Raw genomic sequence first — 25,243 nt, forward strand, 5'->3', positions numbered from 1 at the left:
GCGCGGTGTCAGCCTGGGGCGGAGAGGAGGAGGTGGTGGAGATGCTGGCAGACGCTCCACTCGCCGCGGTGATCCCGGTGACGGACCTCGGGCGGGCCGTGGCGTACTACCGCGACACGCTCGGGCTGGACCCGGTCCGGGAGAGCCCGGAGGAGGTGGTGTTCCGCTGTGGCGGCACCGAGTTCGGGATGTACGAGACGCCGTACGGGGGACAGGCCGGGCACACCCTGGCCAGCTGGAAGGTCGCCGACCTGGACGCGGAGATGGCCGGGCTGCGCGGGCGCGGCGTGGTGTTCGAGGAGTACGACCTGCCCGGGCTGAAGACCCTGGACGGGGTCGCCGAGGCCGACGGCATGCGGGCCGCCTGGTTCAAGGACCTGGACGGGAACGTGCTGTGCGTCAACGAACGGCGGGAGGCCTGAGGAACGCCGAAGGCCTCCCCGGAGGGAGGCCTTCGACCGTCTGTGCGCCGCCAGGGACTCGAACCCCGGACCCGCTGATTAAGAGTCAGCTGCTCTAACCAACTGAGCTAGCGGCGCCTGCTGACGCGGAGAACATTACCTGGTCAGCGGCCGAAACACACAATCGGCCCGGCCGGGGGCGGACGTATGCTGAGCAGGCCCGACCCGCGCCTGCCGAGAGGAACCCCCGTGGGCCAGCTGACACTGCTCTTCCTGGTGCTGCTCGCCTCGGTGGTGACGATGCCGCTGGCCCGCCGGAGCCGGATCCCGCAGCCGGTGCTGATGACGATGGTCGGCCTGGTCTTCGCGCTGATCCCGCAGATCCCCAACGTGCAGGTCAACCCGGAGCTGATCCTGCCGCTGGTGCTGCCGCCGCTGATCTTCGCGGTCGCCCGGCGCTCCTCGGTCCGGTACTTCAAGGCCAACATCCGGTCGATCCTGCTGCTGGCCGTCGCGCTGGTGGTGGTCACCACCACGGTGGTCGCGGGCGTGTTCTCCTGGCTGGTGCCGGCCGCGCCGCTGGCCGCCGGGGTCGCGCTCGGCGCGCTGGTCTCGCCGCCCGACCCGGTCGCCGCCGTCGCGGTGGCCGGCGAGGTCGGGCTGCCCCGGCGGCTGACCGCGGTGCTGGAGAGCGAGGGCCTGTTCAACGACGTCACCGCGATCGTCATCTACTCGCTGGCCGTCGAGGCCGTCGTGGACGGCAACCTGACGGCGGGTCGGGCGGTCGAGCGGTTCCTGCTCTCGGCGCTGGTCGCGGTCGCCGTCGGGATCGGCCTCGGCTGGGCCAACGCCAAACTGGCCGGCCTGCTCGACGACCCCACCCAGCAGGTCGCGCTCAACCTGCTGGTGCCGTTCGCCGCGTACGTCCTGGCCGAGGAGGCGCACGGCTCCGGCGTGCTCGCCGTGGTGGTCTGCGCGCTCTACCTCGCCGACCGGGCCAGCGACGCCGACGAGGTCTCCTACCGGCTGGTCGGCAACGCCTTCTGGGAGATCGTCGAGACCCTGATCACCGGCGTCGCCTTCGGCCTGATCGGCCTGGAGCTCTCCACCGTCCTGCAGGACGTCAAGGACACCTGGCAGACCATGATCGGCGACACCGCGACGGTGATCGCCGCCGTGGTGGTGCTCCGCCTGCTCTGGCTGCTGCCCGCCGCCTGGATCTCCAAGCGGCTCAGCCACGGCGAGGAGGACACCCCGATCAGTTGGCGCGAGACCGTGGTGCTCTGGTGGTCCGGCATGCGCGGCGTCGCCACCGTCGCGCTCGCCCTCGGCATCCCGCTCACCCTGCACGACGGCCTGGACTTCCCGGCCCGCAGCGAGATCGTCTTCATCGCCTTCAGCGTCGTCCTGTTCACCCTGGTCGTGCAGGGCCTCACGCTGCCGTACGTGGTCAAGCTGCTCGGCCTGGACAGCGACGGCGACGCCCACGAGAAGGCCGTCCGCGAGCTGTGGTGGCGCGCCGCCAAGGCCGGGCTGCACCGGCTCGCCGAACTGGAGGAGCAGGACCAGCTCCCGCCCGAGATCGCCGAACGCCTCCGCGAACGCCAGCACGACCGGCTGGCCCGGCTCTGCCCCGAGAAGTACGAGGAGGAGGAGGCGATGGAGGCGAAGCGCCGCGGCAAGCAGTGGCGGCAGGCCCACGCGGTCGAGCAGCAGATGATCGCCGCCTCCCGCCGCGAGGTGCTGGCCGCCCGCGGCGAGGCCGGCGGCGACCCCGAGATCGCCGACCGGGTGCTGCGCGCACTCGACCTCCAGTCGGCCAGGAAGTGACGGTCCGTCGACCGCTCGTGGTGCGGCGGTGGCCCGCCGCGAACAGGGCATAGGGTTGAGGACGGACGAGGCCGACGACGGAGCCGGCGCACGCACACGTACCCGCCGGGCCGGCGCCGCCCTCCCGCCGCGCCCGCCGGTAACCGCACCCGTACGACGCTAGGAGCACTCGATGCCGGACACCCCCGCCGACGGCCGGACCCCGTTGGACCGCACCCCGCAGTGGGCCGCGCTGGGGAAGCACCGGGCGGAACTGGGCGACCAGCACCTGCGCGGGCTGTTCGCCGCCGACCCCGACCGCGGCACGCGCTACACCCTGCAGGCCGGCGACCTGTTCGTCGACTACTCGAAGCACCTGGTCACCGACCGCACCCTGGAACTGCTCCGCGAACTCGCCGCCGCCACCGGCGTGGCCGAGCTGCGCGACGCCATGTTCCGCGGCGAGAAGATCAACACCACCGAGGGCCGCGCCGTCCTGCACACCGCGCTGCGCGCCCCGCGCGAAGCCGTGATCGAGGTCGACGGCGAGAACGTGGTGCCCGCCGTGCACGCCGTCCTCGACAAGATGGCCGACTTCTCCGAGCGGGTCCGCTCCGGCGCCTGGACCGGCCACACCGGCCGCCGCATCCGCAACGTCGTCAACATCGGCATCGGCGGCTCCGACCTCGGCCCCGCGATGGCCTACGAGGTGCTGCGCTCCTACGCCGACCGCGACCTGACGGTCCGTTTCGTCTCCAACGTCGACGGCGCCGACCTGCACGAGGCCGTCCGCGACCTGGACGCCGCCGAGACGCTGTTCGTCGTCGCCTCGAAGACCTTCACCACCATCGAGACCGTCACCAACGCGGTCGCCGCCCGCAGCTGGCTGCTGGAGCGGCTCGGCGCCGGCGAGGAGGCCGTCGCCAAGCACTTCGTCGCGCTCTCCACCAACGCGCAGGGCGTCGCCGACTTCGGCATCGACACCGCCAACATGTTCGAGTTCTGGGACTGGGTGGGCGGCCGCTACTCCTACGACTCCGCGATCGGCCTGTCGCTGATGATCGCGATCGGCTCGGAGCGCTTCCAGGAGATGCTGGCCGGCTTCCGGCAGATGGACGAGCACTTCCGCACCGCCCCCGCGGAGCGGAACCTGCCGCTGCTGCTCGGCCTGCTCGGCGTCTGGTACGGCGCGTTCTTCGACGCCCAGTCGCACGCCGTGCTCCCGTACTCGCACTACCTGTCGAAGTTCACCGCGTACCTGCAGCAGCTCGACATGGAGTCCAACGGCAAGTCGGTGGACCGCGACGGCAACCCGGTGGCCTGGCAGACCGGCCCGGTGGTCTGGGGCACCCCCGGCACCAACGGCCAGCACGCCTACTACCAGCTGCTGCACCAGGGCACCAAGATGATCCCGGCCGACTTCCTCGGCTTCGCCCGCCCGGTCGACGACCTGTCGGCCGGCCTGGTCGCCCAGCACGACCTGCTGATGGCCAACTTCTTCGCCCAGACCCAGGCGCTGGCCTTCGGCAAGACCGCCGAGGAGGTCGCGGCCGAGGGCGTGCCCGCCGAGCTCGTCCCGCACAAGACCTTCCGCGGCAACCACCCCACCACCACGATCCTGGCCGCCGAGCTGACCCCGCACGTCCTCGGCCAGCTGATCGCCCTCTACGAGCACAAGGTGTTCGTCCAGGGCGCGATCTGGAACATCGACTCCTTCGACCAGTGGGGCGTCGAACTCGGCAAGGTCCTCGCCAAGAAGATCGAGCCGGTCCTGCTCACCGGCGAGGGCACCGGGGCGCTCGACCCGTCGACCGCCAACCTGGTCGGCCAGTACCGGGAGCTGCGCGGCCGCTCCTGACGACGTCCGACGAGGGGCCCGGGGAGCACCGCTCCCCGGGCCCCTCGCGTGCTCCTGCTGCCCCGACCCGCCGTCAGCCGTGCGGCCCGGCGGTCGGCGAGGTGGAGACCGCCGGGCGCGGGGCCGGCCCGTGCTGGGCGGTCCAGACCAGGGCGAAGCCCAGCCCGGAGGCCAGCGCCACCGAGGCCGCCCAGAGCACCACCAGCCGGGCCCGGGACAGCCGGACCGCTCGCCGGTGGCCGCGCAGCGCCGCCGCCTCGGCCCCCGCGAACTCCGCGTCCAGCCAGGCGGCCCAGTCGGAATCGAGATCGTCGGACGCCATGCGGCGGACATTAGCAGTCCTTTACGCGGCCCCGGGCCGCCCGCGGGCTCCGGGAACGCCGAAGGCCCCCCGCTTCCGCGAGGGGCCTTCGACCGTCTGTGCGCCGCCAGGGACTCGAACCCCGGACCCGCTGATTAAGAGTCAGCTGCTCTAACCAACTGAGCTAGCGGCGCCTGCTGACGTGGAAGACTCTAGCAGCGGCCGGGGTCGGAGCCAAAATCCGTTTCCCGCCCGCCGGGCACCCGGCGTTCAGCGGGCGTTCGGCGGTGCGTCGCCCGCCTCGCGCGGACGGCCGCGGGCCGCCCGGACGCAGGCCCAGAGCACCACCGGGGCGCCCGGCAGCCAGGGCTCGCGGGTGTCCGGGGCGACGATCCAGCGGCTCGCCGTGCTCTCCGGGGCGTCCAGCGCCCGCTGCACCGGCGGCACCGTCACCGCGTCGCCCGCGCCGTGGCAGAGCAGCGGCGGCACGTCCCGCGCCCACTCCTCCCAGGCCAGCAGCGTCCGCAGCCGGGGCGCCGCGCCGGGCTGCACGAACAGCAGCGTCCGGCCCCGGTAGGTCGCCACCGGGCCGCAGCCCGGACCCGAGCTCCACAGCTCGTCCACCACCCGGCGGCCGAACACCGCGGGCAGGCTGATCACGTCGAAGACCCGGCCGCAGGGGAGCACCGCGGGCGCCCACGGCCGGGCCTCCCACAGGGCGCGCATGCTGCTCGGGTACTCGCTGGCGGAGGCGAGCCACGCCTCCCCGGCGACGCTGACGTACTCCACCGACTGATAGGTCCAGATGTCCACCGGACCAGCGTGGACCGGCCGCGAGCGCGGCCACCGGGAAAACCGCGTTCGCCGGACACCGGCCGCCGCGAGGGCGTACCATCGCCCGCCGCATATGCCAGTGGCCTCGCGGGCCTGTTCGGCCGCGGATCGGCGGATCGGCGGGCCGGCCCTGGACGGCCCGCCGGTCAGCTCTCCGGGCCGCGCCGCTGCAGCGCCCGCCCGTGCTCGACCATCTTCAGCGCGTAGTCCGGCGTCCAGTCCGCCCGCTCGGCGATCTGCTCCGCGGAGAGCGCGTCGAACCGGCGCGGATCGGCGAGCTGCGCCGCCGCGAGCGCCTGGAAGTCGGTGGCGCGCTCCGCCGCGGCCCGGAAGGCCAGCGCCAACTCGGTCGACCGGGACAGCAGTTGCGCCGGATCGGCGATCGACTCCAGGTCGAAGAACCGTTCCGGCTCGGGCGCCGAGCCCTCCGGCTCGAAGATCAGCTGGGCCGGACGCAGCCGACGCCCCGGACCCGGCACCGACGGAACGGCGGCCGGAACCGGCGAAGCGCTCGGGTCGGACGCCTGCGGACGCGAGTCGGGCATGACGGTGCACCTCCGGGTGAGACAGGGGAGACGGCCGCCGTCCATTGTCGCGCGCGAACCGCCGGTAGCGGAACGGTGCGCCCCCGGGCGCTATTCCCCGTCGCGGGGCGTGCACGCAGGGTGAACACGCCCCGCGCCGGGCCGCGCGCCGCTCAGCCCAGCCGGACCCGGTGCGCGGCCAGGTGCGCCAGCACGGCGTGGTTGGCCTCCCAGCCGTCCGGGAACTTCACCGTCACCCCCAGCTGCACCGGCTCGGTCGCCGGGTGCTCGTCCAGCAGCTCGGCGATCCCCGCCCGGGCCACCACGATGCAGGCGTGCCGGTGCCGGGAGGCCAGCACGCACAGCCGCCCCGTCTCCAGGTGGAAGGCCGTCGCGTCCGGCCGCCCCGACAGCGGGTGCAGCACCACCGTCACGTCGTACTCCCGGCCCTGCAGCCGGTTCGCGGTGTCCACCGTCACGAAGTCGCCGAGCGCCGGATCGACCGGCACGCCCAGCCGGGCCAGCTCGGCCCGGACCGCCGCCGCCTGGTCCCGGTGCGCGGTGCCGACCGCCACCCGGCCCGGCGTCAGCAGGGCGCTGCCGCTCTCCGAACGGGCCGTCAGCTCCCGCTCCAGCAGCCGCCGCACCGTCCGCGCCACCGCCGCCACCGCCTGCGCGTCGGTCCGCACCGTGTGCCGGGCCGGCAGCTCCAGCAGCGCCCAGCCGGACGCCGCCGCCTCGTCCACCGCCGCGTCCACCGCCGAACCGTCCCCCGGCCGGCCCGGGTGCAGCGTCCGCTCGCCCGGGCCGGTGCCCGAACGGAACGGCGTGTACGGGTAGAACGCCGAGGAGATCAGCGGCGCCGCCGAGGCCGGCAGCCGCCAGGACACCGGCAGCCGGTGCGGGCGGATCGCCGGATTGTGCGCCAGCAGCGTCACCACCGCCGAGGAGGACGGGTCGTACGACAGGCCCGCCCACTGGTCGGTGCCGACCACCGTGAACGGGTCCAACTGGCCCGGGTCGCCGACGAACAGCGCCCGCTCGAACAGCCGGGCCACCGCCAGCAGCGCGTCCGAGCGCATCTGGTACGCCTCGTCCACGATCGCGTGCCGCCACGGCCGCTCGACCTTCACCCACTGCCACTTCGCCGCCGTGGAGATCACCACGTCGTGCTCCAGCAGGTCGGCGACCTTGTCCTTCGCCGTCACGTTCGGATGCCGCAGCACCTCCGGCGCGGGCTTCGCGTCGCTCGCGTGCAGCCGGCCGATCGTCACGTCCGGGGCCTTCGACGCCAACCGGTCCACCAGGTCGTCGACCTGGCTGTTGGTCTGCGCCACGATCATCAACCGCTCGCCCGCGGCCACCAGTTCACGGGCCGCCCGGACCACCAGCGTCGACTTGCCGGCCCCCGGCGGGGAGTCCACCACCACGCCGCGCGGCGCGCCCGGCACCGGCCGCACCACCGCGTCCAGGATGCCCGCCACCGCCCGGTCGGCCGCCTCGCCCGGCGTCGACGCGCCGTGCGGCAGGGCGGGCTGAAGGTCCGTCACCAGCGCTCCAGGAGGATTCGTCGCCCCGGGCAGCCGCACTGCCCCGGACGGGTTCGTCGGAGGATCATTCCCACTCGTCCGCACCGGCCGGCGCGTCCGCGCCCACCACCGGCGGGCCGCCGTGCGTCCACGGGGTGTCGGCCGGATCGGGCAGCGGCGCGGACTGCCGCGGCGCCAGCTCGAACAGCGTGAACACCACGGCGTCGCCCGGCTCCGGCACGCTGCCCGGCTCCGGGTCCTTCTTCCGCCCCATCCCGGACAGCAGCCGCACCACCACCTCGCCCGGCGCCGAGGAGACGATCTCCGCCCGCTGCGCCGGCTCCGCGTGCGCCCGGTGCACCTCCCGCCCCGGATCGGCGTGCGGCCGGTCCCCGGTGCGGACCACCAGCAGCGGACGCGGCTTCGGGGAGCGGCCCGCCGACCACTCCGGCACCACCTCCACCACCTCGCCCGCGAACGCCTCGCCGGACAGCCGCCGCTCCGCCATCGCCAGCGGGTCGTCCAACGCCTCCTGGATGTCCAGCTTCGCCTGCTCGCGCTCGCGCTGGGCCAGCTTGCGGGCCGCCGTCACCGCGTCGTCCCGGCGCGGCTGCGGCGGCTCGCCCGCCGCCAGCCGGTCCCGGTGCATGGTGAACGACCAGCGGTCGCCCTCCCAGCGGTCCGGCAGGTGGCCGGCCGGCGGCAGCTCCCGCAGCAGGTCGATCCCGCGCCAGACGTCCCGCCAGGTCGGCAGCGTCGCCGCCAGCAGCGCCCCGGCCAGCGCCGCCCGGGCCCGCTCCACCAGCTCCGCCGCCCGGCGCAGCTCCGCGGCGTCCCGGGCCGCCTCGGCCCGGTCCCGGACCGCCACCGCCGCGTCGTGCCGCAGGATGCCCGGCGCCAGCAGCTGCTCGTCGAACCGCGGATCGGTGGTCGGACCGGCCGACGGGTGCGCCAACTGCCCGTCCGCGCCCCGGGCCGACTCCACCCACTCGGCCGCCGCCGCGCCCGTCCCCGCCCCGGCCGCCGCCCCCGGGAAGCCCTCCGGCGCCAGGTGCCAGGCCAGCCGGGCCGCCAGGTGCTGGTCCTCCAGGTTGCTCTGCCCCGTCGCCCAGTGCCGGGACAGCAGACCCGTCATCGCCAGCAGCATCGAGGACCCCGGCACCTGCGCCCGGTCCGTCAGGTGCGTCAACCACCGGCCCAGCAACGGGACCTGCGTCGGCGCCGGGTAGTCGCCCGGGTCCGGGTCCTCGACCGTCCGGCGGAACCGGGTGGACCGGCCGAGCAGCGCCAGGTGCGCCACCCCGCCCGCGTTCGGCACGATCAGCTGCGGCGCGTCCGCGCACAGCTCCCGCACCACCGGCACCTTCTCGCCGCTCACCGGGTCCTTCTCCGACCCCTCCAGCAGCTCCACCTCGGACCCGAAGGACTCCAGGTACGGCACCACGTCCGCCGCCGTCGCGGCCAGGAACTCCGACCGCTGGGTCCGGTTCAGCGGCTGCGGCACGAAGTGCAGCCGGGGCGCGTCCCGGTCGGTGCCCAGCAGCACCGCCAGCGGGGCGCCCGCCTCACCGGCCGCCGCCAGCGGCACCAGCACCATCGGACGCTCCGACAGGTGCCGGTGCCGCACCGTCGCCACCGGCTCCGCCCGCTGCCCGCGCACCGCCTCCAACCGGGCCAGCGTGGACAGCAGGCTCACCGCAGGCCCCCCGCCGCCAGCGCCTCCGCGCGCAGCCGGGCCGCGTACGCCAACCGCTCGGACGCCTCGTCCAGCCCCAACTCCTCGAACAGCGCGGGCTCCAGGCCCTCCGACCCGCCCCGGGCCGCCGCCTCCAGCGCCGCCTCCACCGTGCGCAGCGCCCCCAGCTCGCCGCGCACCCCGCGGCCCAACTGCTCCACCGCGCCCGCGCAGCGCGCCTGCGCCCGGCAGTGGAAGCCCAACTCGCAGGTGGAGATGCACTCCGGGCCGTACGAGGCGGGCACCGCCCCGACCGCCTCGGCCAGTTCCGCCACCGGACGGGTCGGCGCTCCCGCGTCGTCCCGCCGCAGGTCGAAGGTCACCCCCTCCGGAAGCGCCTCCAGCAGCTGCTCGATCCGCGTCATCCGGGACAACTGCCGCCGGGTGGTGGACAGTTCGCGCCGCACGTCGACCGGGATGGCGACCGGGCGGTTGGAGAAGTCCTTCGGGCAGACCAGCAGCACCGTGGACTCCGGCGAACCCGGCAACTCCTGTGCGGCGTAAGGGTCCTCGGCCAGCGGCACCCCGGCGGCCAGGGCCGCCGCCCGCTGCAGCGCCAGCACGTACACCGCCGCCTGCCGGGCGGCCGCGCCGACCTTCGCCGGATCGGCCGAACCGTCCAGCACCGGGAAGGACTTGATCTCCACCACGGTGCACCGGCCGCCGTGCACCACCAGCGCGTCCGGCTCCAGGTACGCGGGACTGCCCGCCACCTCCAGGCGCAGCATCGGGTGGTCCAGCAGCGTCCAGGCCGCCGGGTCCGCGGCGGCCTCGGCGAGCGCCAGCGCCGTCCGCTCCGCGCGCGCCGCCGGGGCGGCCGCGGGCAGCAGGTCCGGCACCGCGAGCGAGGCGACCTCGGCCTCCGGCACCCCCAGCAGCCGGCGCAGCGGCTCCAGCAGCACCGCGTACCCGTCCTGCTTCAACCGGGACTCGAACTGCAGCCCGCGCCGGATCGCGAACGGGGACTGGCCGAACGGCGCGGGCCGGCCCAGGTGCTGGGCCAGCGCGGTCTTGTCGACGCCCGCGGCGTCGAGCAGCGCGCGGCGGCGGCACCCCGGATTGGCGGCGAGAGCGGCGAGGGCACGGGCGTCGAGGCTGCGCTGCGGCGCCGGGCCGCGCAGCTCGGAGAGCCGCCGCAGCGGCGGGGAGGACTGCCCCAGGTGCGAGACGTTCATGGTGCGGCCCAGTCTCGCATCCGGAGCCGACAAAACGGAGTCCGAGGGTCGGAACGGGCGGGTCCGGCCGGAACGGTGGGGCTGGTGGGGCTGATGGAGCCGGTGGGGCCGGCGTGTTGACGGTGCGTCCGGCGGGCCCGGTGCGTTCGGCGCGTTCGGCGGGCGAGGGCGCGGCGGGTCCGGGGACGGGGTGGGGGATCATGGACCGGTGGCCGCGACGGCCCGCGCACCGCATCCCCATCGAACGAGGTAGCCCCCATGCCCGCCCGCATCGTGCTGGTCCGCCACGGCGAGACCTCCTGGTCGGCCACCGGCCGCCACACCGGCCGCACCGACGTCCCGCTCACCGAGGAGGGTCGGGCGATGGCCCGCGCGCTCGGCGAGCGCCTGGCCCGCGCCCCGTGGAACGGCCTGCCCGGCGCCACCGTGTACACCAGCCCGCTCTCCCGGGCCCGGGAGACCGCCGAACTCGCCGGGTTCGGCGACCGCGCCGTCGACCGCCCCGAACTCCTGGAGTGGGACTACGGCCAGTACGAGGGCCGCACCGGCACCGACATCCGGGCCACCGACCACTCCGGCTGGCTGATCTGGCGCGACGGCGTGCCCGGCGGCGAGACCCTGGCCCAGGTCTCCGGCCGGATCGACGGCTTCCTCGCCGAACTCAACGAGGAGCACGGCGTCCCCGCCGCGGACACCACCACCATGCACTGCGCCGACCGCGACGTGGTGCTGTTCGCCCACGGCCACCTGCTGCGCATCCTGGCGGTCCGCTGGCTCGGCCTCGACGCCGAGCACGCCCAGCAGTTCAAGCTCGGCACCGCCGCGCTCTCGGTGCTCTCCTGGGAGTACGGCCGCCCCGCCGTCGAGATCTGGAACGACCACAGCCACCTCGACGGGCTCGGCACGCACGCCTGACCGGTCGTCGGTCCCTGATCGGGCACCGGCCCCCGACCGCGCACCGGCCCCGGCCGGTCGTCGGGCTCAGGCCGCGACCACGCGGTCGTGCCCCGTCAGGAACTCCCGCACCTCCGGCACGGCGGCGTGGCCGCGCAGGCGGTCCGCGGTGTGCGCGAGCATGCCGCGGATGCGCGCCGAGCGGACCCGGTCCAGCAGCGCCACCGCCGCCGAGCCGTGCACGGCCGCCCCCGCCAGGTCGCCGCGGCCCAGCCGGTCGTGCGCCAGTTCGGCGGTGTACAGCACCCGGTTGCGGACGAACTGCGGCTCCTGCAGTTCGACCGCCCGGGCGGCCCGCTCGGCGGCCAGGTCCCAGTCGCCGAGCGCCGACCGGCACTGGGCGTCCTGCCCGGCCAGCTCGGCCTCGCCGAAGAAGGACATCCACTCCGGATCGGCGTCCCCCGGCCCCCGGTCGAACAGCGTGTACGCCCGGCCCAGCGCCCGCTCGCAGGCCGACCGGTCGCCGAGCAGCGCCCAGCCGCCCGCCTCGCGCAGCGACAGCAGCGACAGCAGCCGGTCCGAGCCCAGCCCCGCCGCCGCGGCCTGCCCGGCCTGCGCCGCCCGCAGCGCCTCCCGGGGGCGGCCGGCGTCCCGGGCCAGGAAGGCGCCGTTGCAGAAGACGTGGGCCTCCAGACCCGGGTCGCCGGCCATCCGGGCGGTCGCCAGCGCCTCCGAGTAGAACGAGCGGGCGTCCGCCAGCCGGTTCGAGTCGTGTGCCAACCAGCCCACCGAGATGGCCAGTTCGCCGGTGCCGGACTGCAAGCGGCGCTCCGTCCCGGCGCTGTAGTCGCCGTCGTTGAGCAGCAGGTAGGCACTGCGCAGCGACTGCCCGGCCAGCTCGAACACGGCGTCCGCGCCGTGCGCGTCGTCCAGCAGCCGGATGTCGCGGACCGCCTGCTCGACCTCCCGGACCTCGGCCGCGCCCACCCGGCGGCGCTCGGCCGCGGACGGCAGGGCCACCGGCGGCGCCGGCCGGTCCAGGCCGAGCGCCGCCGCCAGGGCGGTGGGACCGCCGTTCAGGAACGTACGGCGAAGCACGTCGTCGTTCTCCTCGTCAGGCCGCTGCGGGGCGGGCGGTGCGGTGGGTGCGGGCAGTGCTGGTGGGACGGCTGGTGGGACGGGTGGGGCGGCTGCGGGGGCGCGGCCGCGCACCACCGTGCGCGGGGCGAATCCGAGGTCGGTCGGCGACTTCTCCGGCCACATGTGCCGGAACACCCGCTCGTACGCGTAGTTGGGACAGCGGATCTCGCCGGACTCCACCCGGCCGACGTAGCGCGCGTCGCAGGACACGTGCTCGCCGATCTCCCGGGCGGCCCGGCGGACCAGGGTGGCGAACTCCCCGGGCGAGAGGTCGCCGCGCAGCGCGCGCATCGCCTGGTTGGGGACGGCCGCCGGACGGGAACCGCCTGCTCGCGTGGCTGCCATGCTGCACTCCGAGGTCGTGCCGGGGTGGTCGCGCCGGCCCCGGGGGGAGGACCGCCGCGTCGCCACGACAGTACCGGCCGTCACCGTGCGAACACGTGCGGTCGCCGGGGCGGGGTGGGTCAATCACGGACAATCCGGACGCAGTTGCCGCGTTCCGCCATGAAATGCCACGGCTTGCTGTAGCGGAGACCGTGGCCTCGCGGGCCGGTCGCGCGTTGTGCTGGTACGCGGACACCGGAGGTACGGGCCCCCTCCCGGACCGGCCCGTCGTCGCCCGACCGGGTGACGGGGCGCCGCCCGGTTTCCGTGCCGCCCCAGGTGACAGGAGGTCCCCCATGGCCACCGGAGTTCCCCAGTACCGGCACCCGGCCGCCCGGCCGGGCCCGGAGGCCGCCGGACGCGTCGTCCAGTACGACACGGTCACCGTGTCGGTCCGGCACGGCCTGGAGGCGGTCGACATCCTCCGGCTGCGGCGCGCCTGCGGGGCCGTCCAGCAGACCGTCGGCGGCTCCGCCGTCGCCTTCCTGGTCCCGGCCGGCACCGCCCTCGGCTGGCACCTGCCCGGCTCCACCTGTACCCCCGGCGCGGACCTGCCCGCCACCGACGACCCGCGCTGGATCATCCCGCCCTCCGGCTCCCTGCCGTGCGTCCGCCCCACCGATGCGTGGGTGCTGCGCTCCGCGCTCTGCGAGGCCGTCACCACCCTCACCGCGGGCGGCCTCGGGCCGCTCTGAGCGCCCTGCGGGCCGCTTCTGACGGCACGTCAGAGAACCTGCCCCAGACGGTAGTTGACATGCAACTGTCGTCCCGTGCCGTCTCGGTGGGCGGAACGGACGACGCCGCAGCGGGCCGCCTCCGTCACCCACCGTCGCCGACCGCGATAATGGCCGCATGGGCCGCCCACGCACCACCAACCCCGGCCGCGCCGCCGAACCCGTCCCCGGCCGCGCGCACAGCCAGGGCCCGCTCACCGCCGCCGTCGCCTCCGGCACCGCCGAGCTGCGCCCCGACCGCGACCGGCCGCACGCCTGGCAGCTCCTGCTCGACGGCGCGCCGCAGTCCCTGGTCGACCTCGCCGACCCCGCGCACCTCGGCTTCGAGTACCAGCGCCGGATCGGCCACCTGATCGACCTCGCCGCCCCGCCGCGCCAACCGCTCACCGTCCTGCACCTCGGCGGCGGCGCGCTCACCCTGGCCCGCTACACCGCCGCCACCCGGCCGCGCTCGCGCCAGCAGGTCGCCGAGATCGACACCGCGCTCACCGAACTCGTCCGGGCCGAACTGCCGTGGGACCGCGGCTGGCAGATCAAGGTGCGCGGCGGCGACGCCCGCGCCGTCCTGGAACGCGCCCCCGAGGGCTCCACCGACCTGGTCGTCGCCGACATCTTCGCCGGCGCCCGGGTCCCCGCGCACTGCGCCACCGAGGAGTTCGTCCGGCTCGCCGCCCGCGCCCTCACCGGGGCCGGGCGCTACACCGCCAACATCACCGACGGCGGGACGCTCGCCTTCGCCCGCGCCCAGGCCGCCACCCTGCGGGCGGTCTTCCCCGAGGTCTGCCTGATCGCCGACCCCGCCGTGCTCCGCGGCAAGCGCTTCGGCAACCTGGTCCTCGCCGCCGCCCACACCCCCCTCCCGCTCGCCGACCTCACCCGCCGCCTCGCCGCCGACCCCGCCCAGGCCCGCCTCCTGCACGCCCGCGACCTCACCGACTTCACCGCCGGCGCCCCCGTCACCACCGACACCTCGGCCGTCCCCTCCCCGGCCCCGCCCCCGAAAGCCTTCGACTGACCCCCGGACGAACCGTCAGCGCCGTGCCCCCGCCGGGCTCCCGGCCGGGGGTGATACCGGTTGCCCGGGGAACGGGCTCAGTGGCCGCCCGGGAGGCCGCGGTGCTTGTACATGGCGGCGGCGGTGAGGAGGAGGCCGGCGGCGATCGGCAGGAGGACGGCGACGGCGTCCTCGGTGTCGGTGGGGTGGGTCGGGGCGGCCGCGGCGAGGGCGAGGCGGGTGGGGGCGGGGGTGGCAGGGGCGGTGGGGGAGGGCGGGGGCGGGGTGCCGCCGGCGGCGGGGCGGGGGGTGCCGGGCGGGGCGGGGGCGGGATCGGCCGGGGGAGCGGGGGGTGCCGGGGTGGCGGCGGCGGGGGTGCGCTGGGCGGGGACCGCGGTCTCGGTCTCGCCGGGGCGCCCGTTCGCGGGGCCGGAGCGGGAGGCCCGGCCGGACTCCTCGGTGCGGCTCTGCGGGGGGACGGCGGAGAGCAGCCGGGACGCCAGGGCGAACGCGTCGGGGCCGTCGGCGCGGTGGCCGGGCAGCGGGAGTTCCGGGAGCCGGCCGGGGGTGCCGGGGGCGAGGTGCAGGTGCGTGGCCCCGCCGAGGCCGGCCACCGGGGCGGGGGCGATCCCGCCGACGGCCCCGGCCGTCCCGTCCAGCACGGGGGCGAGCACCTCGCCCTCCTCGGCCCGGACGGTGCCCCCGAGGGTGCGGGCGGCCGGGTCGGCGGGCCGGTCGGCGGCCCGGGCCCCGGTCGCCCCGAGGCCGAGGCCCCACACCTGGGCGGCGATCATGCCGCCCGCCGCCAGTGCCCCGGGCCGGCCCCACCGGCCCCGGGAGGTGTCCGAACGTCGCGGCCGCTGCGGGTAGTTGGTTCGCACACAGGGGAGAACGAGCGGGACCGCCCGCGGTCACGCCCGCCGCTCGTCCTCCGGCCCGCCGCGCGGGCCCGGGGTCAGTCGAGCCCGCCGCGCCGGATCACCTCGGAGTACCAGGTGGCGCTGCTCTTCGGGGTGCGCCGCTGGGTCGTGTAGTCGACGTGCACGATCCCGAAGCGCTTGCTGTACCCGTAGGCCCATTCGAAGTTGTCGAGGAAGGACCAGAGGTAGTAGCCGCGGACGTCGGCCCCGGCGGCGATGGCCTCGGCGACGGCCTCCAGGTGGAGCCGGACGTAGCGCAGGCGCTCGGGGTCGTGCACCTCGCCGTCCGGGCCGACCACGTCCTCGAAGGCGGCGCCGTTCTCGGTGACCATCAGCGGGAGGCCGAAGTCGCGCTGCATGCCGAGCAGCGAGTCGGTCAGGCCGCCGGCGTCGATCGGCCAGCCCATCGCGGTGAGGTCGTCGTTGGCGAGGTGGAAGACGATCTCCTCGGAGCCGGGCCACGGGCTGTGGTCGCTGGCACCGTGGCCGTCGTTGCGGGCGGCGTCCGCGGTGGCCAGTTCCGCGCGCGGGGCCGAGACGACGGTCGGGTTGTAGTAGTTGAGGCAGAGCAGGTCGATCGGGCGGCCGATCTCGGCCTCGTCGCCGGGGCGGACCAGGTCGTCCCAGTCCACCAGGTGGGCGGTGTCGGCCTTCAGGTCCTCGGGGTAGCCGCCCTTGAACATCGGGCCGGTCCAGACCCGGTTGCCGACGGCGTCGATCCGGCGGACCGCCTCGTGGTCCTCGGGGGTGTCGGTGAGCGGCCGCAGCAGGTGCAGGTTGAGCGAGACGGAGAGCTGCGCGGAGGCGGGCAGGATCTCGCGCAGCGCGCCGACGGCCAGGCCGTGGCCGAGGTTGAGGTGGTGGGCGGCCTTCAGCGCGTCGGCGGGGCTGGTGCGGCCGGGGGCGTGCACGCCGGAGCCGTAGCCGAGGAAGGCGCTGCACCAGGGCTCGTTGAGGGTGGTCCAGACCGGGATGCGGTCGCCGAGCGCGGAGGCGGCCAGGGCCGCGTACTCGGCGAAGCGGTGGGCGGTCTCGCGGACCGGCCAGCCGCCGGCCTCCTCCAGGTCCTGCGGGAGGTCCCAGTGGTAGAGGGTGGCGACGGGCGAGATCCCGTGCTCCAGCAGGGTGTCGGTGAGGGCGCGGTAGAAGTCGAGGCCGCGCTCGACGGCGGGGCCGCGGCCGGTCGGCTGGATGCGCGGCCAGGACAGCGAGAACCGGTACGAGGTGAGCCCGAGGTCGGCCATCAGCCGGACGTCCTCGCGGAAGCGGTGGTAGTGGTCCACCGCGACGTCACCGGTGTCGCCGTTCAGCACCTTGCCGGGGGTCCTGGCGAAGACGTCCCAGATCGACGGGGTCCGGCCGTCCTCGGCGGCGGCGCCCTCGATCTGGTAGGCGGCGGTGGCCGCGCCCCAGGCGAACCCGGGCGGGAAGGCGACCCGGGGGGCCGCCGCGGCGGCGTGGGCGGCGGTGGTCGGATCGGTCATGGTCATACGGGAGCGCTCCCATGGCTGGGGGGTGGACAGGGCGGGCTGTGCCGGGTGCTTTCCGAGGGTCAGCTCTTGACGGCGCCGGACGTGATCCCGCCGACGATGTGCTTCCCCAGAACGGCGAAGATCAGCAGCAGCGGCAGGGTTCCGACGAGCGCGCCGGTCATGATCACGGCCTGGTTGATGTCGTGGCCGGAGCCGCCGCCGATCGCCGAGAGCGCGACCTGGACGGTGGGGTTCTGCTGGGTGAGGACCACGAAGGGCCAGAAGAAGTCGTTCCAGGACTGGACGAACACCAGCATGCCGAGCACCGCCATGGCGGGCCTGGCCACCGGGAACACCACGTGCCAGATGACCCGCAGGCTGTTCGCGCCGTCCACCCGGGCCGCCTCGATCAGCTCGAACGGCAGTGCCTCGGACAGGAACTGGCGCATGAAGAACACGCCGAACGCGGCCACCAGCGAGGGCAGGATCACCGCCTGCAGGTGGTTGCCCCAGTCCAGCTTCGTGACGATCCGGTAGAGCGGGATCACGCTGAGCTGCGGCGGGATGGTCATGGTGGCGACCACCAGGGTCAGCAGCGCGTTGCGGCCGCGGAAGCGCAGCTTGGCGAAGGCGAAGCCGGCCAGCGTGGAGAACAGCACCGTGGACAGCGACACGCAGCCCGCCACCACGGTCGAGTTGAGCAGCGCGGTGCCCATGTCGGCCTGGTCCCAGGCGGTGGAGACGTTGGTCCACAGTTCGCCGCCGGGGATCATCGGCGGCGGCGACTGGGCCACCCGCTCACCGGTGTTGGAGGCGGCGACGAAGGTCCAGTACAGCGGGAACAGCGAGACCAGCGCGGCGATCGCGAGCAGCACGTAGGCGACCGGACCGGCCTTGTCGTGGTCGCCGGCCCCGCGGCGGAACAGCCGACGGGGGGCCGGGTCGCCCTTCGGGCCCGCCTCGCGGGCGGCGGTGGGGGTGGACAGGGTGGCGGCCATGTCAGCCTCCCAGCTCGTGGCGCTTGCGGTAACGGGTGATCAGGTACTGCACCAGGCCGATCAGCAGCAGGATCAGCAGCATCGTCCAGGCCACCGCCGAGGCGCGGCCCAACTGGCGCGAGGGCCAGCCCAGTTCGTACATGTAGAGGCTGAGCGTCTGGAACTGGTGGGCGGAGCCGCCGGAGACGCCGACGCCGCCGCCGAACAGCATCGGCTCGCCGAACAGCTGGGTGGCGCCGATGGTGGAGACGATGACGGTGAACATGATCGTCGGGCGGATCGACGGGATGGTGATCCGGGTGAACTGCTGCCACCGGTTGGCCCCGTCCAGGCTGGCCGCCTCGTACAGGTCCTTCGGCACCGCCTGCATCGCGGCCAGGTAGATCAGCGCGTTGTAGCCGGTCCACCGCCAGGTCACGATGGTGGAGATGGCGATCTGCGAGGGCCAGGTGTCGGCGTACCAGTTCGGGTGGACGCCGACCGCGTCCAGCAGCCAGTTGACGACGCCGTAGTCCGGGTTGAACAGCTGGACGAAGACCAGCGTCGCGGCGGCGATCGAGGTGGCGTACGGGGCGAGCACCGCGACCCGGAAGAAGCCCCGGGCCCGCAGCCGGAAGTTGAGCAGGTGGGCCAGCCCGAGCGCCGTCAGCAGCTGCGGGACGGTGGAGATCACCCCGATGGTGAAGGTGTTGCGCAGCGCCGTCCAGAACTGGTCGTTGGACCACAGCCGGGTGTAGTTGCCGAAGCCCCGCCACTCCATCGCGTCCGGCTTCAGCAGGTCGACGTAGTGCAGCGACAGCCAGCCCGTCCAGATCAGCGGGAACAGGCCGAAGGCGGCGAAGCAGAGGAAGAACGGGGCGATGAAGGCGTACGGGGCGGCCTTCAGGTCGAACCGGTACAGGCGGGAGCGCCAGGCGGGGCGCGCGGGCGGGGCCTCGGCGCGGACGTGGGTGGCCACTTGGGGTTTCCTTCCCGGGGGTGGCGAGGGGCGGCGGAACGGCGCCCGGCCGGGTGGGCGGACCCGGCCGGGCAGTTGGGACCGGCTACCGGCTGGTGCCGGCCCGGATCAGTGGGCGGTCACCGGCCGGTCGGCGGCCGGTCGGCGGCCTGTCAGTGACCGGTCTTGTCGTCGACCAGCTTGGTGACGTTGGTCCAGGCCTTGGCCGGGTCCGTGCCGTGCTCCTCGATGTCGAGGATGCCGTTGTCGGTGATGATCGTCTTCACGTTGCCGTCCTGCTCGCCGATCGGGGCGGGCTTGATGGCCTGGGCGGCGGCGGCGAAGATCTGGCCGGTCGGCGCGTTGTTGAAGTACTCGGCCTTGGCGCCCTGGACGGCGGGCTGCTGCAGGCCGCCGACGGTGGAGGGCAGGTTGCCGACCTTGGTGAAGATCTTCGCCTGCTGCTCGGGGGCGGTCAGCCAGGCGGCCAGCGCCGCGGCCTCCTTGGTGTGCTTGCCGGCCTTCGGGACGGTCAGGAACGCGCCGCCCCAGTTGGAGGCGACCGGCGGGGCCGCGACGTCCCACTTGCCCTTGCCGGAGTCGCCGGAGTACTTGCTGATGATGCCGGTCATCCAGGACGGGCAGGCCAGGGTGGCGAACTTGGCGTTGGCGAAGGCCGCGTTCCACGGGTCCTGGAACTGGCGCAGCCCGGCGCTGATCTTGGCCTGGGCGGCGGCGACCGAGAGGTCCCACGCCTTCTTCACGCCGGCGCTGTCCTTGTAGACGAGCTTGCCGGAGGCGTCCGAGTACTGCACCGGCTCGGCCGACAGCGCGGCGTTGAACAGGCCGGACGCCGAGTCGGTGAAGAAGGTGCCGGCCGGGGCCTTGGCCTGGTACTGCTTGCCGGCCTCGACGAACTTCGACCAGTCGCCCGCCCACAGCTTGCCGACCGCCTCGCGGTCGGTCGGCAGGCCGGCCTGCTGGAACAGGTCGGTGCGGTAGCAGATCGCCATCGGGCCGATGTCGGTGCCCAGGCCGATCAGCGAGCCGCTCTGGGTGGTGGCCTGCTTCGCCTTCCAGTCCAGCCAGTTGGCCGGGTTGACGCCCTCGGCCTTGCCGAGGTCGACGAACTTGTCGCCCAGGGTGTTGGTGGCCTGCGCGATGTAGCCGACCTCGACCGCCTGGATGTCGGCCAGACCGCTGCCCGAGGCCAGGTGGGTGGTCAGCGCGTCCCAGTACTTCTGGCCGTCCTGGACGGTGTCGTACTTGATGGTGATGTTCGGGTGCGCGGCCATGTACTCGTCGTACAGGCCGGCCTCCTTGAAGCCGAAGGTGCCGAAGTCGCCGACGTTCAGGGTGATCTTCGCGTTGGCGTCGCCGGAGCTGCTGCCGCCCTTGTCCGAGCCGGACGAGCAGGCCGTGAGCAGCAGGGCGGAGGTGGCGAGGACCGCGGTGGCGAGGACGGCAGCTCTGCGGGGGCGGGAGGTGGTGCGCATGGGGGCGAACTCCTTTGTCCGGTGGTCGGTCCGGTGGTCGGTCCGGGGTGTCCCGGGTGTGTTCCGGGTGTGTTCCGGGGGGAAACGGAGAGGCTCGTGGGTGTTCTTGGTGCGCTGAATCTTGGCTACAGTGTGGGAGCGCTCCCACAGCTGGCATGCCGGAAGGTTGCTGTGTCGCGGGGGTGAGTGTCAAGACGTGGTGACATAAACGTTGCCGGAGCGTTTCCGCCCCCGTCACCGTCGACGGTGGCCCCTCGGTGCTGCCCCGGATGCCGGGGAACGCGGCGGGACCGGCCACAATGAACAGTCCGTACGGTTCCGGCGACTCCGGGGCGGGTACCGGCGGGGACCGAGACCAGTGACCGAGAGGTGCAGCGATGAGCCCGACCGCACAACGCCCCGACGCGCTCCAGCCGGGCGTCGGCGGCAGAGCAGGCGCACGCCCCACCCTGGAGGAGGTGGCCGCCCTCGCCGGGGTCGGCCGCGGCACCGTCTCCCGGGTGATCAACGGCTCGCCCCGGGTCAGCACCAAGGCCCGCGAGGCCGTGCAGAGCGCGATCGCCGAACTGGGCTACGTCCCCAACCGGGCCGCCCGCACCCTGGTCACCTCGCGCACCGACTCGATCGCGCTGGTCGTCCCCGAGGCCGAGACCCGGCTGTTCTCCGAGCCCTACTTCTCCGACATCATCAGCGGCGTCTCGGCCGAACTCGCCGAGACGGACATGCAGTTGCTGCTGATCCTGGTCCGCAACCAGCGCGAGCGCGACCGCCTGTCGGCCTACCTGACCGCCCAGCGGGTGGACGGCGTGCTGGTCGTCTCGGTGCACCGGGACGACCCGCTGCCCGGGCTGCTGGAGAGCCTGGAGATCCCCTCGGTGCTGGCCGGCCGGCGCGGCGACCTCGAACCGCTCAGCTACGTCCACGCCGACAACGCCGGCGGCGCCCGGATGGCCGTCCGGCACCTGCTGCGGCGCGGCTGCACCCAGGTCGCCACCCTCACCGGCCCGCTCGACATGGAGGTCGCCCAGGCCCGCCTCGGCGGCTACCGCCGGGCGCTGGAGGAGGCCGGCCGGGAGTACGACGAGGCGCTGGTCGGACTGGCCGACTTCACCGAGGAGGGCGGCCGGGTCGCTATGCGCGAACTCCTCGACCGGCGACCGGAGTTGGACGGCGTCTTCTGCGCCTCGGACGTGATGGCGGCCGGGGCGATGCAGGTGCTGCGGGCCGCCGGGCGGCGGATTCCGGACGACGTCGCGGTGATCGGCTTCGACGACTCGATCGTCGCCCGGCACACCGATCCGCCGATGACCAGCGTGCGCCAGCCGATCGAGGAGATGGGCCGCACCATGGCCCGGCTGCTGCTCGACGAGATCACCGAACGCGGCCGGGCCCGGCGGCAGGTGGTGCTGGCGACCGAGCTGATCGTGCGCGACTCGGCCTGAGCGGGGCGCGCGCTTCGGTGCGTGGCCCGACGCGCGCTTCGGTGGGTGGCCCGGCCCGGGGGTTCGGGGCGCGCTTCGGCGTGCGGCTCCGGGTGCGGCCCGGGGTGCGGCCCGGGGTGGTCACGGGCCGCCAGGGGAGTCGCCCGGGTCAGGAGTTGGGGCGCAGCGTCCAGACGATCTCCAGCACGCCGGTGACGGCGCCGTCCTCGCGGGTGATCTCGACGGTGACCGGGAACTCGGGGCGCTTGCCCTCGTCGAGCTCGGCGACCACCTCGGCGATCGGGCGGCCCAGGGTGGCGGTGGCGGTCACCACGCCGCGGGCGAGCTTCTTGAACGAGATCTCGCCGACCGTCGGCAGCGGCACCGCGCGGCCCAGCTGGTCGCCGAACGCGGCCAGCACGATCGCACCGCTCGCCGACTCGGCCAGGGTGAACATCGCGCCCGCGTGCGGACCGCCCACGTGGTTGCGGTACTCCGGCAGGTCGGGCAGCCGCAGGACGGCCCGCTCCGGGCTGGTCTCCAGGTACTCCAACTGCAGGGTCTTCACCATCGGGACGGTGTCGGTGAGCAGCTGGCCGATCGGGGTAGTGGTCATGCCGCGATGTTACTGGCAGGTAGCTTCTTCGTCCATGGCCGAGCGCCTCCATGGCCGGGTGCTTGCGCTTGCGGCCGACGCTGCGCCGACACGACGAAGGCCCCGATCGGTGAACCGATCGGGGCCTTCGTCTTCGATGGGGTGAGTGACGGGACTCGAACCCGCGGCCACCTGGACCACAACCAGGTGCTCTACCAACTGAGCTACACCCACCATCTGTCAGGTGCTTTCCCGCTTTCGCGTTCCCGCTCCGACAGGAAGAACTCTACAGGATGCCGAGGGGTGCTTGCGCCAGGGTTTTCCCGACCTCCCGGACCGGAGTCCTGGTCAGGAGGCGGGCAACTGGTGGCGGGCCGCGATCTCCCGCGCGGTGTCGGTGTCCGGGCCCGGCAGCGGGACGAACACCGCCTCGCGGTAGTAGCGGAGTTCGGCGATCGACTCGCGGATGTCGGCCAGCGCGCGGTGGCTGCCGCCCTTCTGCGGGCTGTTGTAGTAGGCGCGCGGGTACCAGCGGCGGGCCAGCTCCTTGATCGAGGAGACGTCCACGATCCGGTAGTGCAGGTGGCCCTCCAGCTCGGGCATGTCCCGGGAGAGGAACCCGCGGTCGGTCGCCACCGAGTTGCCGCACAGCGGCGTCCGGCCGGCCTCCGGCACGTGCTTGCGGATGTACGCCAGCACCCGTTCCTGCGCCTCGGCCATGGTCAGGCCGTCCGCGAGCTCGTCGAGCAGGCCCGAGGAGGTGTGCATCTGCCGCACCACCTCGGGCATGCCCTCCAGGGCCTCGGCGGGCGGACGGATGATCACATCCACGCCCTCGCCGAGGATGTTCAGCTCGGAGTCGGTCACCAGGGCGGCGACCTCGATCAGGGCGTCCCGATCGAGGTCGAGGCCGGTCATCTCACAGTCGATCCATACCAGACGGTCATTCACGCCCTCACCCTACGGCGCGATCACGCGCCCCCGACACCGCACGCGCGCCGTCCGGGGCGAACTCGGCGGCTCCGCGCGCCCCGCGCTCCGGCTCGGCCTCCGGGCGGTGCGCTCCCCGACGGCCCCGGGCGCTCGGCTGCTCGCCGACCGCGTCCTCCGCGATCTCGTGCTCCAGCGGACGGTCCGGACGTCCGTCCGGACCCGACCCGCGCCCGCCCGGGTACGCGGCGCTCGGCCGCACCGGCTGGCCCGGCGAGGGCTGCGCGTGCGCGTGCGCGGGCGGCGGGCCCTGCTGGGCGCCCGGGTGCTGCGGGGCGCCCGGGTACGGCTGGCCGCCCGGGTTGCCGGGACCGCCGTGGGCGGTCGGCGCGGTTCCGCCCGCGCTCCGGCCCGCGTACCGGGGCTCGCCCTGGCGTTCGCCGGGACGCTCGCCACGCTCGCCCGGGCGCTCCGGCGCGCGTCCGCCGAAGGCCGCGGCGGGCGGGCCGGACTGCGGCGGCACCAGCGGCCGCGGCCGCTGCCGCCCCGCCGGACCGGCCGGGCCGAGACCCGCGCCGTTCCCGTTCGCGCCCTGGGCCGCCGCCTGGGCGGCGGCCTGAGCATGCGTCACCGCACCGTGGCCGGACTGGCCGGGACCGACCTGACCCGGACCGGGCTGGCCGGCGCGGTCGAGCGGACCGCCCTGCAGCGGAGCGGTCGCACCCGGCCCCGAGGGGCGGCGGGCCCGGAACGTCGTCCGGTACGCGGCCGGGGACACCCCCAACTGCCGCCGGAAGTGCCCGCGCAGCGCCACCGGCGAACGGAAGCCGCAGCGCCGGGCGACGTCGTCCACCGACAGGTCCGAGGTCTCCAGCAGCCGCTGCGCCTGCAGCACCCGCTGGGTGATCAGCCACTGCAGCGGGGCGCTGCCGGTCAGCGTCCGGAACCGGCGGTCGAAGGTGCGCCGCGACATGTAGGCGCGGGCCGCCAGCACCTCGACGTCGAACTGCTGGTTCAGGTTCTCCAACGCCCAGGTGACCACCTCGGCCAGCGGGTCGTTGCCGATCTCTTCAGGTAAAGACTGATCGATGTACTGGGCCTGACCTCCGCCGCCGCGCCGGTTGGGCACCACCAGCCGGCGGGCCAGCGCGTTGGCGGCCTCGGCGCCGTGGTCGCTGCGCACCACGTGCAGGCAGAGGTCGATGCCGGCCGCGGTGCCCGCGGAGGTCAGCACGTCGCCGTCGTCCACGAAGAGTTCGCGCGGATCGACGTGGACCCGCGGGTAGCGCTTGGCCAGCGTCGGCGCGTACATCCAGTGGGTGGTCGCCGGACGGCCGTCCAGCAGCCCCGCCGCGGCCAGCACGAAGGCGCCGGTGCACAGCCCGATGATCCGGGCCCCCTCGTGGTGGGCCTTGCGCAGGGCGGCGATCGCCTCGACCGGCGGCGGCTGGGAGATCGACCGCCAGGCCGGGACCACGATGGTGCCCGCCCGGGACAGCGCCTCCAGGCCGTACGGCGCGGTCAGCGTCAGGCCGCCGGTGGTGCTGAGCGGACCCTCCTCGCCGGCGCACACCAGCAGCCGGTAGCGCGGGACGCCGGCGTCCTGCCGGTCCACCCCGAACACCGACAGCGGGATCGAGCTCTCGAAGATGGGCGCCCCGCTGAACAGCAGGACCGCCACCGTCTCGCGGCGCCGACGACCCGCCAGCTTGCGGGGGGAGGACAGCGCGCTCGGGCCGGTGGCGGCGGTGAGCAGATCGGTGGCGGAGCCGGAGCCGGAGAGGGGGCCGGGCTGGCCGGCGGTCGGGCCGCCGTGGCCGCCGAGGCCGGGGGAGAGGCTGTTGTGCCCGACGAGTCCGTTGTGGCTGCCGTGACCGTGACCGTGGCCGCCGTGACCGCTTCCGCCGCCGTGGCCCGGGAGGGCCCCGGTGCCGGAGGGCAGGCCGGCCGCGGGTGGGGCGGAGGAGTACTGACTGTTCGTCAGGCCGCCCTGGGCGCCGTGCGCCTGGGTGCCACCCCGACCGGCGCCGGGCGAGCCGCCCGAGGGACCGCCGAATGCGCCGGGTCTCGCCGTGCCACCGGGATGGGCCGACGGCTGGCGGCCGCCTTCAGGACCCGCGTCGCTCCTGCTCACCCTGCTCAAGGCGCTCCAGCCCCCTCGG

The 25,243-nt window shown here is 74.7% G+C and carries 21 protein-coding genes, 3 tRNA genes and 1 pseudogene; 7 read left to right on the top strand and 18 right to left on the bottom strand.

Annotated elements, in window-relative coordinates; all coding sequences use genetic code 11:
- The first annotated feature begins 41 nt into the window (after positions 1-41).
- Entirely contained in the window at positions 42-422 is a 381-nt protein-coding gene (locus tag ACIQBJ_RS32380; RefSeq protein ID WP_400717934.1) for a VOC family protein, read from the top strand.
- A 43-nt stretch (positions 423-465) separates the two neighbouring features.
- Here the strand turns inward: ACIQBJ_RS32380 and ACIQBJ_RS32385 are convergent.
- A tRNA-Lys gene (locus ACIQBJ_RS32385) sits at positions 466-539 on the bottom strand.
- 111 nt (positions 540-650) lie between these two features.
- On the opposite strand from ACIQBJ_RS32385, the gene ACIQBJ_RS32390 reads away from it, so the two are divergent.
- Together ACIQBJ_RS32390 and pgi are read left to right on the top strand one after the other, a co-directional pair.
- A complete protein-coding gene (locus ACIQBJ_RS32390; protein WP_400717834.1) occupies positions 651-2,231 on the top strand; it encodes a Na+/H+ antiporter in 1,581 nt (526 codons plus the stop codon).
- A gap of 172 nt (positions 2,232-2,403) precedes the next feature.
- Complete coding sequence (gene pgi, locus ACIQBJ_RS32395; protein WP_400717837.1) at positions 2,404-4,068, top strand: glucose-6-phosphate isomerase; 1,665 nt, start codon at positions 2,404-2,406, stop codon at positions 4,066-4,068.
- 73 nt (positions 4,069-4,141) lie between these two features.
- Here pgi and ACIQBJ_RS32400 read toward each other — a convergent pair whose 3' ends face one another.
- The 7 genes from ACIQBJ_RS32400 to ACIQBJ_RS32430 form a co-directional block, all read right to left on the bottom strand.
- Positions 4,142-4,390 (bottom strand): hypothetical protein, encoded by a 249-nt coding sequence (locus ACIQBJ_RS32400; protein WP_400717840.1) that lies wholly within the window; start codon positions 4,388-4,390, stop codon positions 4,142-4,144.
- A gap of 99 nt (positions 4,391-4,489) precedes the next feature.
- Positions 4,490-4,563, bottom strand: a tRNA-Lys gene (locus ACIQBJ_RS32405).
- 76 nt (positions 4,564-4,639) lie between these two features.
- Positions 4,640-5,182: a bifunctional DNA primase/polymerase gene (locus tag ACIQBJ_RS32410; RefSeq protein ID WP_400717842.1), complete on the bottom strand. Its 543-nt coding sequence runs from the start codon at positions 5,180-5,182 to the stop codon at positions 4,640-4,642.
- 167 nt (positions 5,183-5,349) lie between these two features.
- A complete protein-coding gene (locus ACIQBJ_RS32415; RefSeq protein ID WP_400717845.1) occupies positions 5,350-5,748 on the bottom strand; it encodes a hypothetical protein in 399 nt (132 codons plus the stop codon).
- A gap of 152 nt (positions 5,749-5,900) precedes the next feature.
- Positions 5,901-7,277 carry an AAA family ATPase gene (locus tag ACIQBJ_RS32420; RefSeq protein WP_400717847.1) on the bottom strand — a complete coding sequence of 459 codons (1,377 nt, stop codon included), beginning with the start codon at positions 7,275-7,277 and terminating at the stop codon, positions 5,901-5,903.
- A gap of 64 nt (positions 7,278-7,341) precedes the next feature.
- Positions 7,342-8,952, bottom strand: a complete 1,611-nt coding sequence (locus tag ACIQBJ_RS32425) for a hypothetical protein (protein WP_400717850.1) — start codon at positions 8,950-8,952, stop codon at positions 7,342-7,344.
- Positions 8,949-10,166, bottom strand: coding sequence for a hypothetical protein (locus ACIQBJ_RS32430; RefSeq protein WP_400717852.1), 1,218 nt, complete (start codon positions 10,164-10,166; stop codon positions 8,949-8,951). The genes ACIQBJ_RS32425 and ACIQBJ_RS32430 overlap by 4 nt, the downstream gene beginning before the upstream one ends.
- Before the next feature lie 258 nt (positions 10,167-10,424).
- Between ACIQBJ_RS32430 and ACIQBJ_RS32435 the strand changes: the two genes are divergently transcribed.
- Positions 10,425-11,081 (top strand): histidine phosphatase family protein, encoded by a 657-nt coding sequence (locus tag ACIQBJ_RS32435; RefSeq protein ID WP_400717855.1) that lies wholly within the window; start codon positions 10,425-10,427, stop codon positions 11,079-11,081.
- A gap of 66 nt (positions 11,082-11,147) precedes the next feature.
- On the opposite strand, the gene ACIQBJ_RS32440 is transcribed toward ACIQBJ_RS32435, so the two are convergent.
- Positions 11,148-12,545: a tetratricopeptide repeat protein gene (locus ACIQBJ_RS32440; RefSeq protein ID WP_400717858.1), complete on the bottom strand. Its 1,398-nt coding sequence runs from the start codon at positions 12,543-12,545 to the stop codon at positions 11,148-11,150.
- Positions 12,546-12,880: 335 nt separating this feature from the next.
- Here ACIQBJ_RS32440 and ACIQBJ_RS32445 point away from each other — a divergent pair, with 335 nt between their 5' ends.
- Positions 12,881-13,279, top strand: a complete 399-nt coding sequence (locus tag ACIQBJ_RS32445; RefSeq protein ID WP_400717860.1) for a hypothetical protein — start codon at positions 12,881-12,883, stop codon at positions 13,277-13,279.
- 157 nt (positions 13,280-13,436) lie between these two features.
- Positions 13,437-14,333 carry a spermidine synthase gene (locus ACIQBJ_RS32450; protein WP_400717862.1) on the top strand — a complete coding sequence of 299 codons (897 nt, stop codon included), beginning with the start codon at positions 13,437-13,439 and terminating at the stop codon, positions 14,331-14,333.
- Between the two features lie 77 nt (positions 14,334-14,410).
- Here the strand turns inward: ACIQBJ_RS32450 and ACIQBJ_RS32455 are convergent, their stop codons facing one another.
- From ACIQBJ_RS32455 to ACIQBJ_RS32475, 5 genes are all read right to left on the bottom strand, one after another.
- Positions 14,411-15,193 (bottom strand): hypothetical protein, encoded by a 783-nt coding sequence (locus tag ACIQBJ_RS32455; protein WP_400717864.1) that lies wholly within the window; start codon positions 15,191-15,193, stop codon positions 14,411-14,413.
- Between the two features lie 74 nt (positions 15,194-15,267).
- On the bottom strand, positions 15,268-16,722 hold the full coding sequence (locus ACIQBJ_RS32460; protein WP_400717866.1) for a GH1 family beta-glucosidase: 1,455 nt from the start codon (positions 16,720-16,722) through the stop codon (positions 15,268-15,270).
- A 62-nt stretch (positions 16,723-16,784) separates the two neighbouring features.
- Positions 16,785-17,702, bottom strand: coding sequence for a carbohydrate ABC transporter permease (locus ACIQBJ_RS32465; RefSeq protein ID WP_400717869.1), 918 nt, complete (start codon positions 17,700-17,702; stop codon positions 16,785-16,787).
- Between the two features lies 1 nt (position 17,703).
- The gene (locus ACIQBJ_RS32470) at positions 17,704-18,660 is read right to left on the bottom strand and encodes a carbohydrate ABC transporter permease (RefSeq protein ID WP_400717871.1); all 957 of its coding nucleotides are present in this window, start codon (positions 18,658-18,660) and stop codon (positions 17,704-17,706) included.
- A 152-nt stretch (positions 18,661-18,812) separates the two neighbouring features.
- The gene (locus ACIQBJ_RS32475) at positions 18,813-20,135 is read right to left on the bottom strand and encodes an ABC transporter substrate-binding protein (protein WP_400717874.1); all 1,323 of its coding nucleotides are present in this window, start codon (positions 20,133-20,135) and stop codon (positions 18,813-18,815) included.
- A gap of 377 nt (positions 20,136-20,512) precedes the next feature.
- Between ACIQBJ_RS32475 and ACIQBJ_RS32480 the strand changes: the two genes are divergently transcribed.
- Positions 20,513-21,577, top strand: a complete 1,065-nt coding sequence (locus ACIQBJ_RS32480) for a LacI family DNA-binding transcriptional regulator (protein ID WP_400717877.1) — start codon at positions 20,513-20,515, stop codon at positions 21,575-21,577.
- Between the two features lie 148 nt (positions 21,578-21,725).
- Here the strand turns inward: ACIQBJ_RS32480 and ACIQBJ_RS32485 are convergent, their stop codons facing one another.
- The 4 genes and pseudogenes from ACIQBJ_RS32485 to ACIQBJ_RS32500 all read right to left on the bottom strand — a co-directional run.
- Positions 21,726-22,172: a DUF4442 domain-containing protein gene (locus ACIQBJ_RS32485; RefSeq protein ID WP_400717880.1), complete on the bottom strand. Its 447-nt coding sequence runs from the start codon at positions 22,170-22,172 to the stop codon at positions 21,726-21,728.
- 137 nt (positions 22,173-22,309) lie between these two features.
- Positions 22,310-22,385, bottom strand: a tRNA-His gene (locus tag ACIQBJ_RS32490).
- Between the two features lie 114 nt (positions 22,386-22,499).
- Complete coding sequence (orn, locus tag ACIQBJ_RS32495) at positions 22,500-23,102, bottom strand: oligoribonuclease (protein ID WP_400717883.1); 603 nt, start codon at positions 23,100-23,102, stop codon at positions 22,500-22,502.
- Positions 23,103-23,535: 433 nt separating this feature from the next.
- A pseudogene (locus tag ACIQBJ_RS32500) lies at positions 23,536-24,837 on the bottom strand (helix-turn-helix domain-containing protein); the annotation flags it as partial.
- Positions 24,838-25,243 lie beyond the last annotated feature (406 nt).

Source organism: Kitasatospora sp. NPDC088391 (genome assembly GCF_044753345.1).
Taxonomy (GTDB): Bacteria; Actinomycetota; Actinomycetes; order Streptomycetales; family Streptomycetaceae; genus Kitasatospora.

Coding starts and splice junctions, on each gene's coding strand:
- ACIQBJ_RS32415 (WP_400717845.1), bottom strand. CDS start 5,748: ATGCCCGACTCGCGTCCGCAGGCGTCCGACCCGAGCGCTTCGCCGGTT.
- ACIQBJ_RS32475 (WP_400717874.1), bottom strand. CDS start 20,135: ATGCGCACCACCTCCCGCCCCCGCAGAGCTGCCGTCCTCGCCACCGCG.
- ACIQBJ_RS32440 (WP_400717858.1), bottom strand. CDS start 12,545: ATGGCAGCCACGCGAGCAGGCGGTTCCCGTCCGGCGGCCGTCCCCAAC.
- ACIQBJ_RS32435 (WP_400717855.1), top strand. CDS start 10,425: ATGCCCGCCCGCATCGTGCTGGTCCGCCACGGCGAGACCTCCTGGTCG.
- ACIQBJ_RS32485 (WP_400717880.1), bottom strand. CDS start 22,172: ATGACCACTACCCCGATCGGCCAGCTGCTCACCGACACCGTCCCGATG.
- ACIQBJ_RS32450 (WP_400717862.1), top strand. CDS start 13,437: ATGGGCCGCCCACGCACCACCAACCCCGGCCGCGCCGCCGAACCCGTC.
- ACIQBJ_RS32480 (WP_400717877.1), top strand. CDS start 20,513: ATGAGCCCGACCGCACAACGCCCCGACGCGCTCCAGCCGGGCGTCGGC.
- pgi (WP_400717837.1), top strand. CDS start 2,404: ATGCCGGACACCCCCGCCGACGGCCGGACCCCGTTGGACCGCACCCCG.
- ACIQBJ_RS32400 (WP_400717840.1), bottom strand. CDS start 4,390: ATGGCGTCCGACGATCTCGATTCCGACTGGGCCGCCTGGCTGGACGCG.
- ACIQBJ_RS32380 (WP_400717934.1), top strand. CDS start 42: ATGCTGGCAGACGCTCCACTCGCCGCGGTGATCCCGGTGACGGACCTC.
- ACIQBJ_RS32465 (WP_400717869.1), bottom strand. CDS start 17,702: ATGGCCGCCACCCTGTCCACCCCCACCGCCGCCCGCGAGGCGGGCCCG.
- ACIQBJ_RS32445 (WP_400717860.1), top strand. CDS start 12,881: ATGGCCACCGGAGTTCCCCAGTACCGGCACCCGGCCGCCCGGCCGGGC.
- ACIQBJ_RS32430 (WP_400717852.1), bottom strand. CDS start 10,166: ATGAACGTCTCGCACCTGGGGCAGTCCTCCCCGCCGCTGCGGCGGCTC.
- ACIQBJ_RS32460 (WP_400717866.1), bottom strand. CDS start 16,722: ATGACCATGACCGATCCGACCACCGCCGCCCACGCCGCCGCGGCGGCC.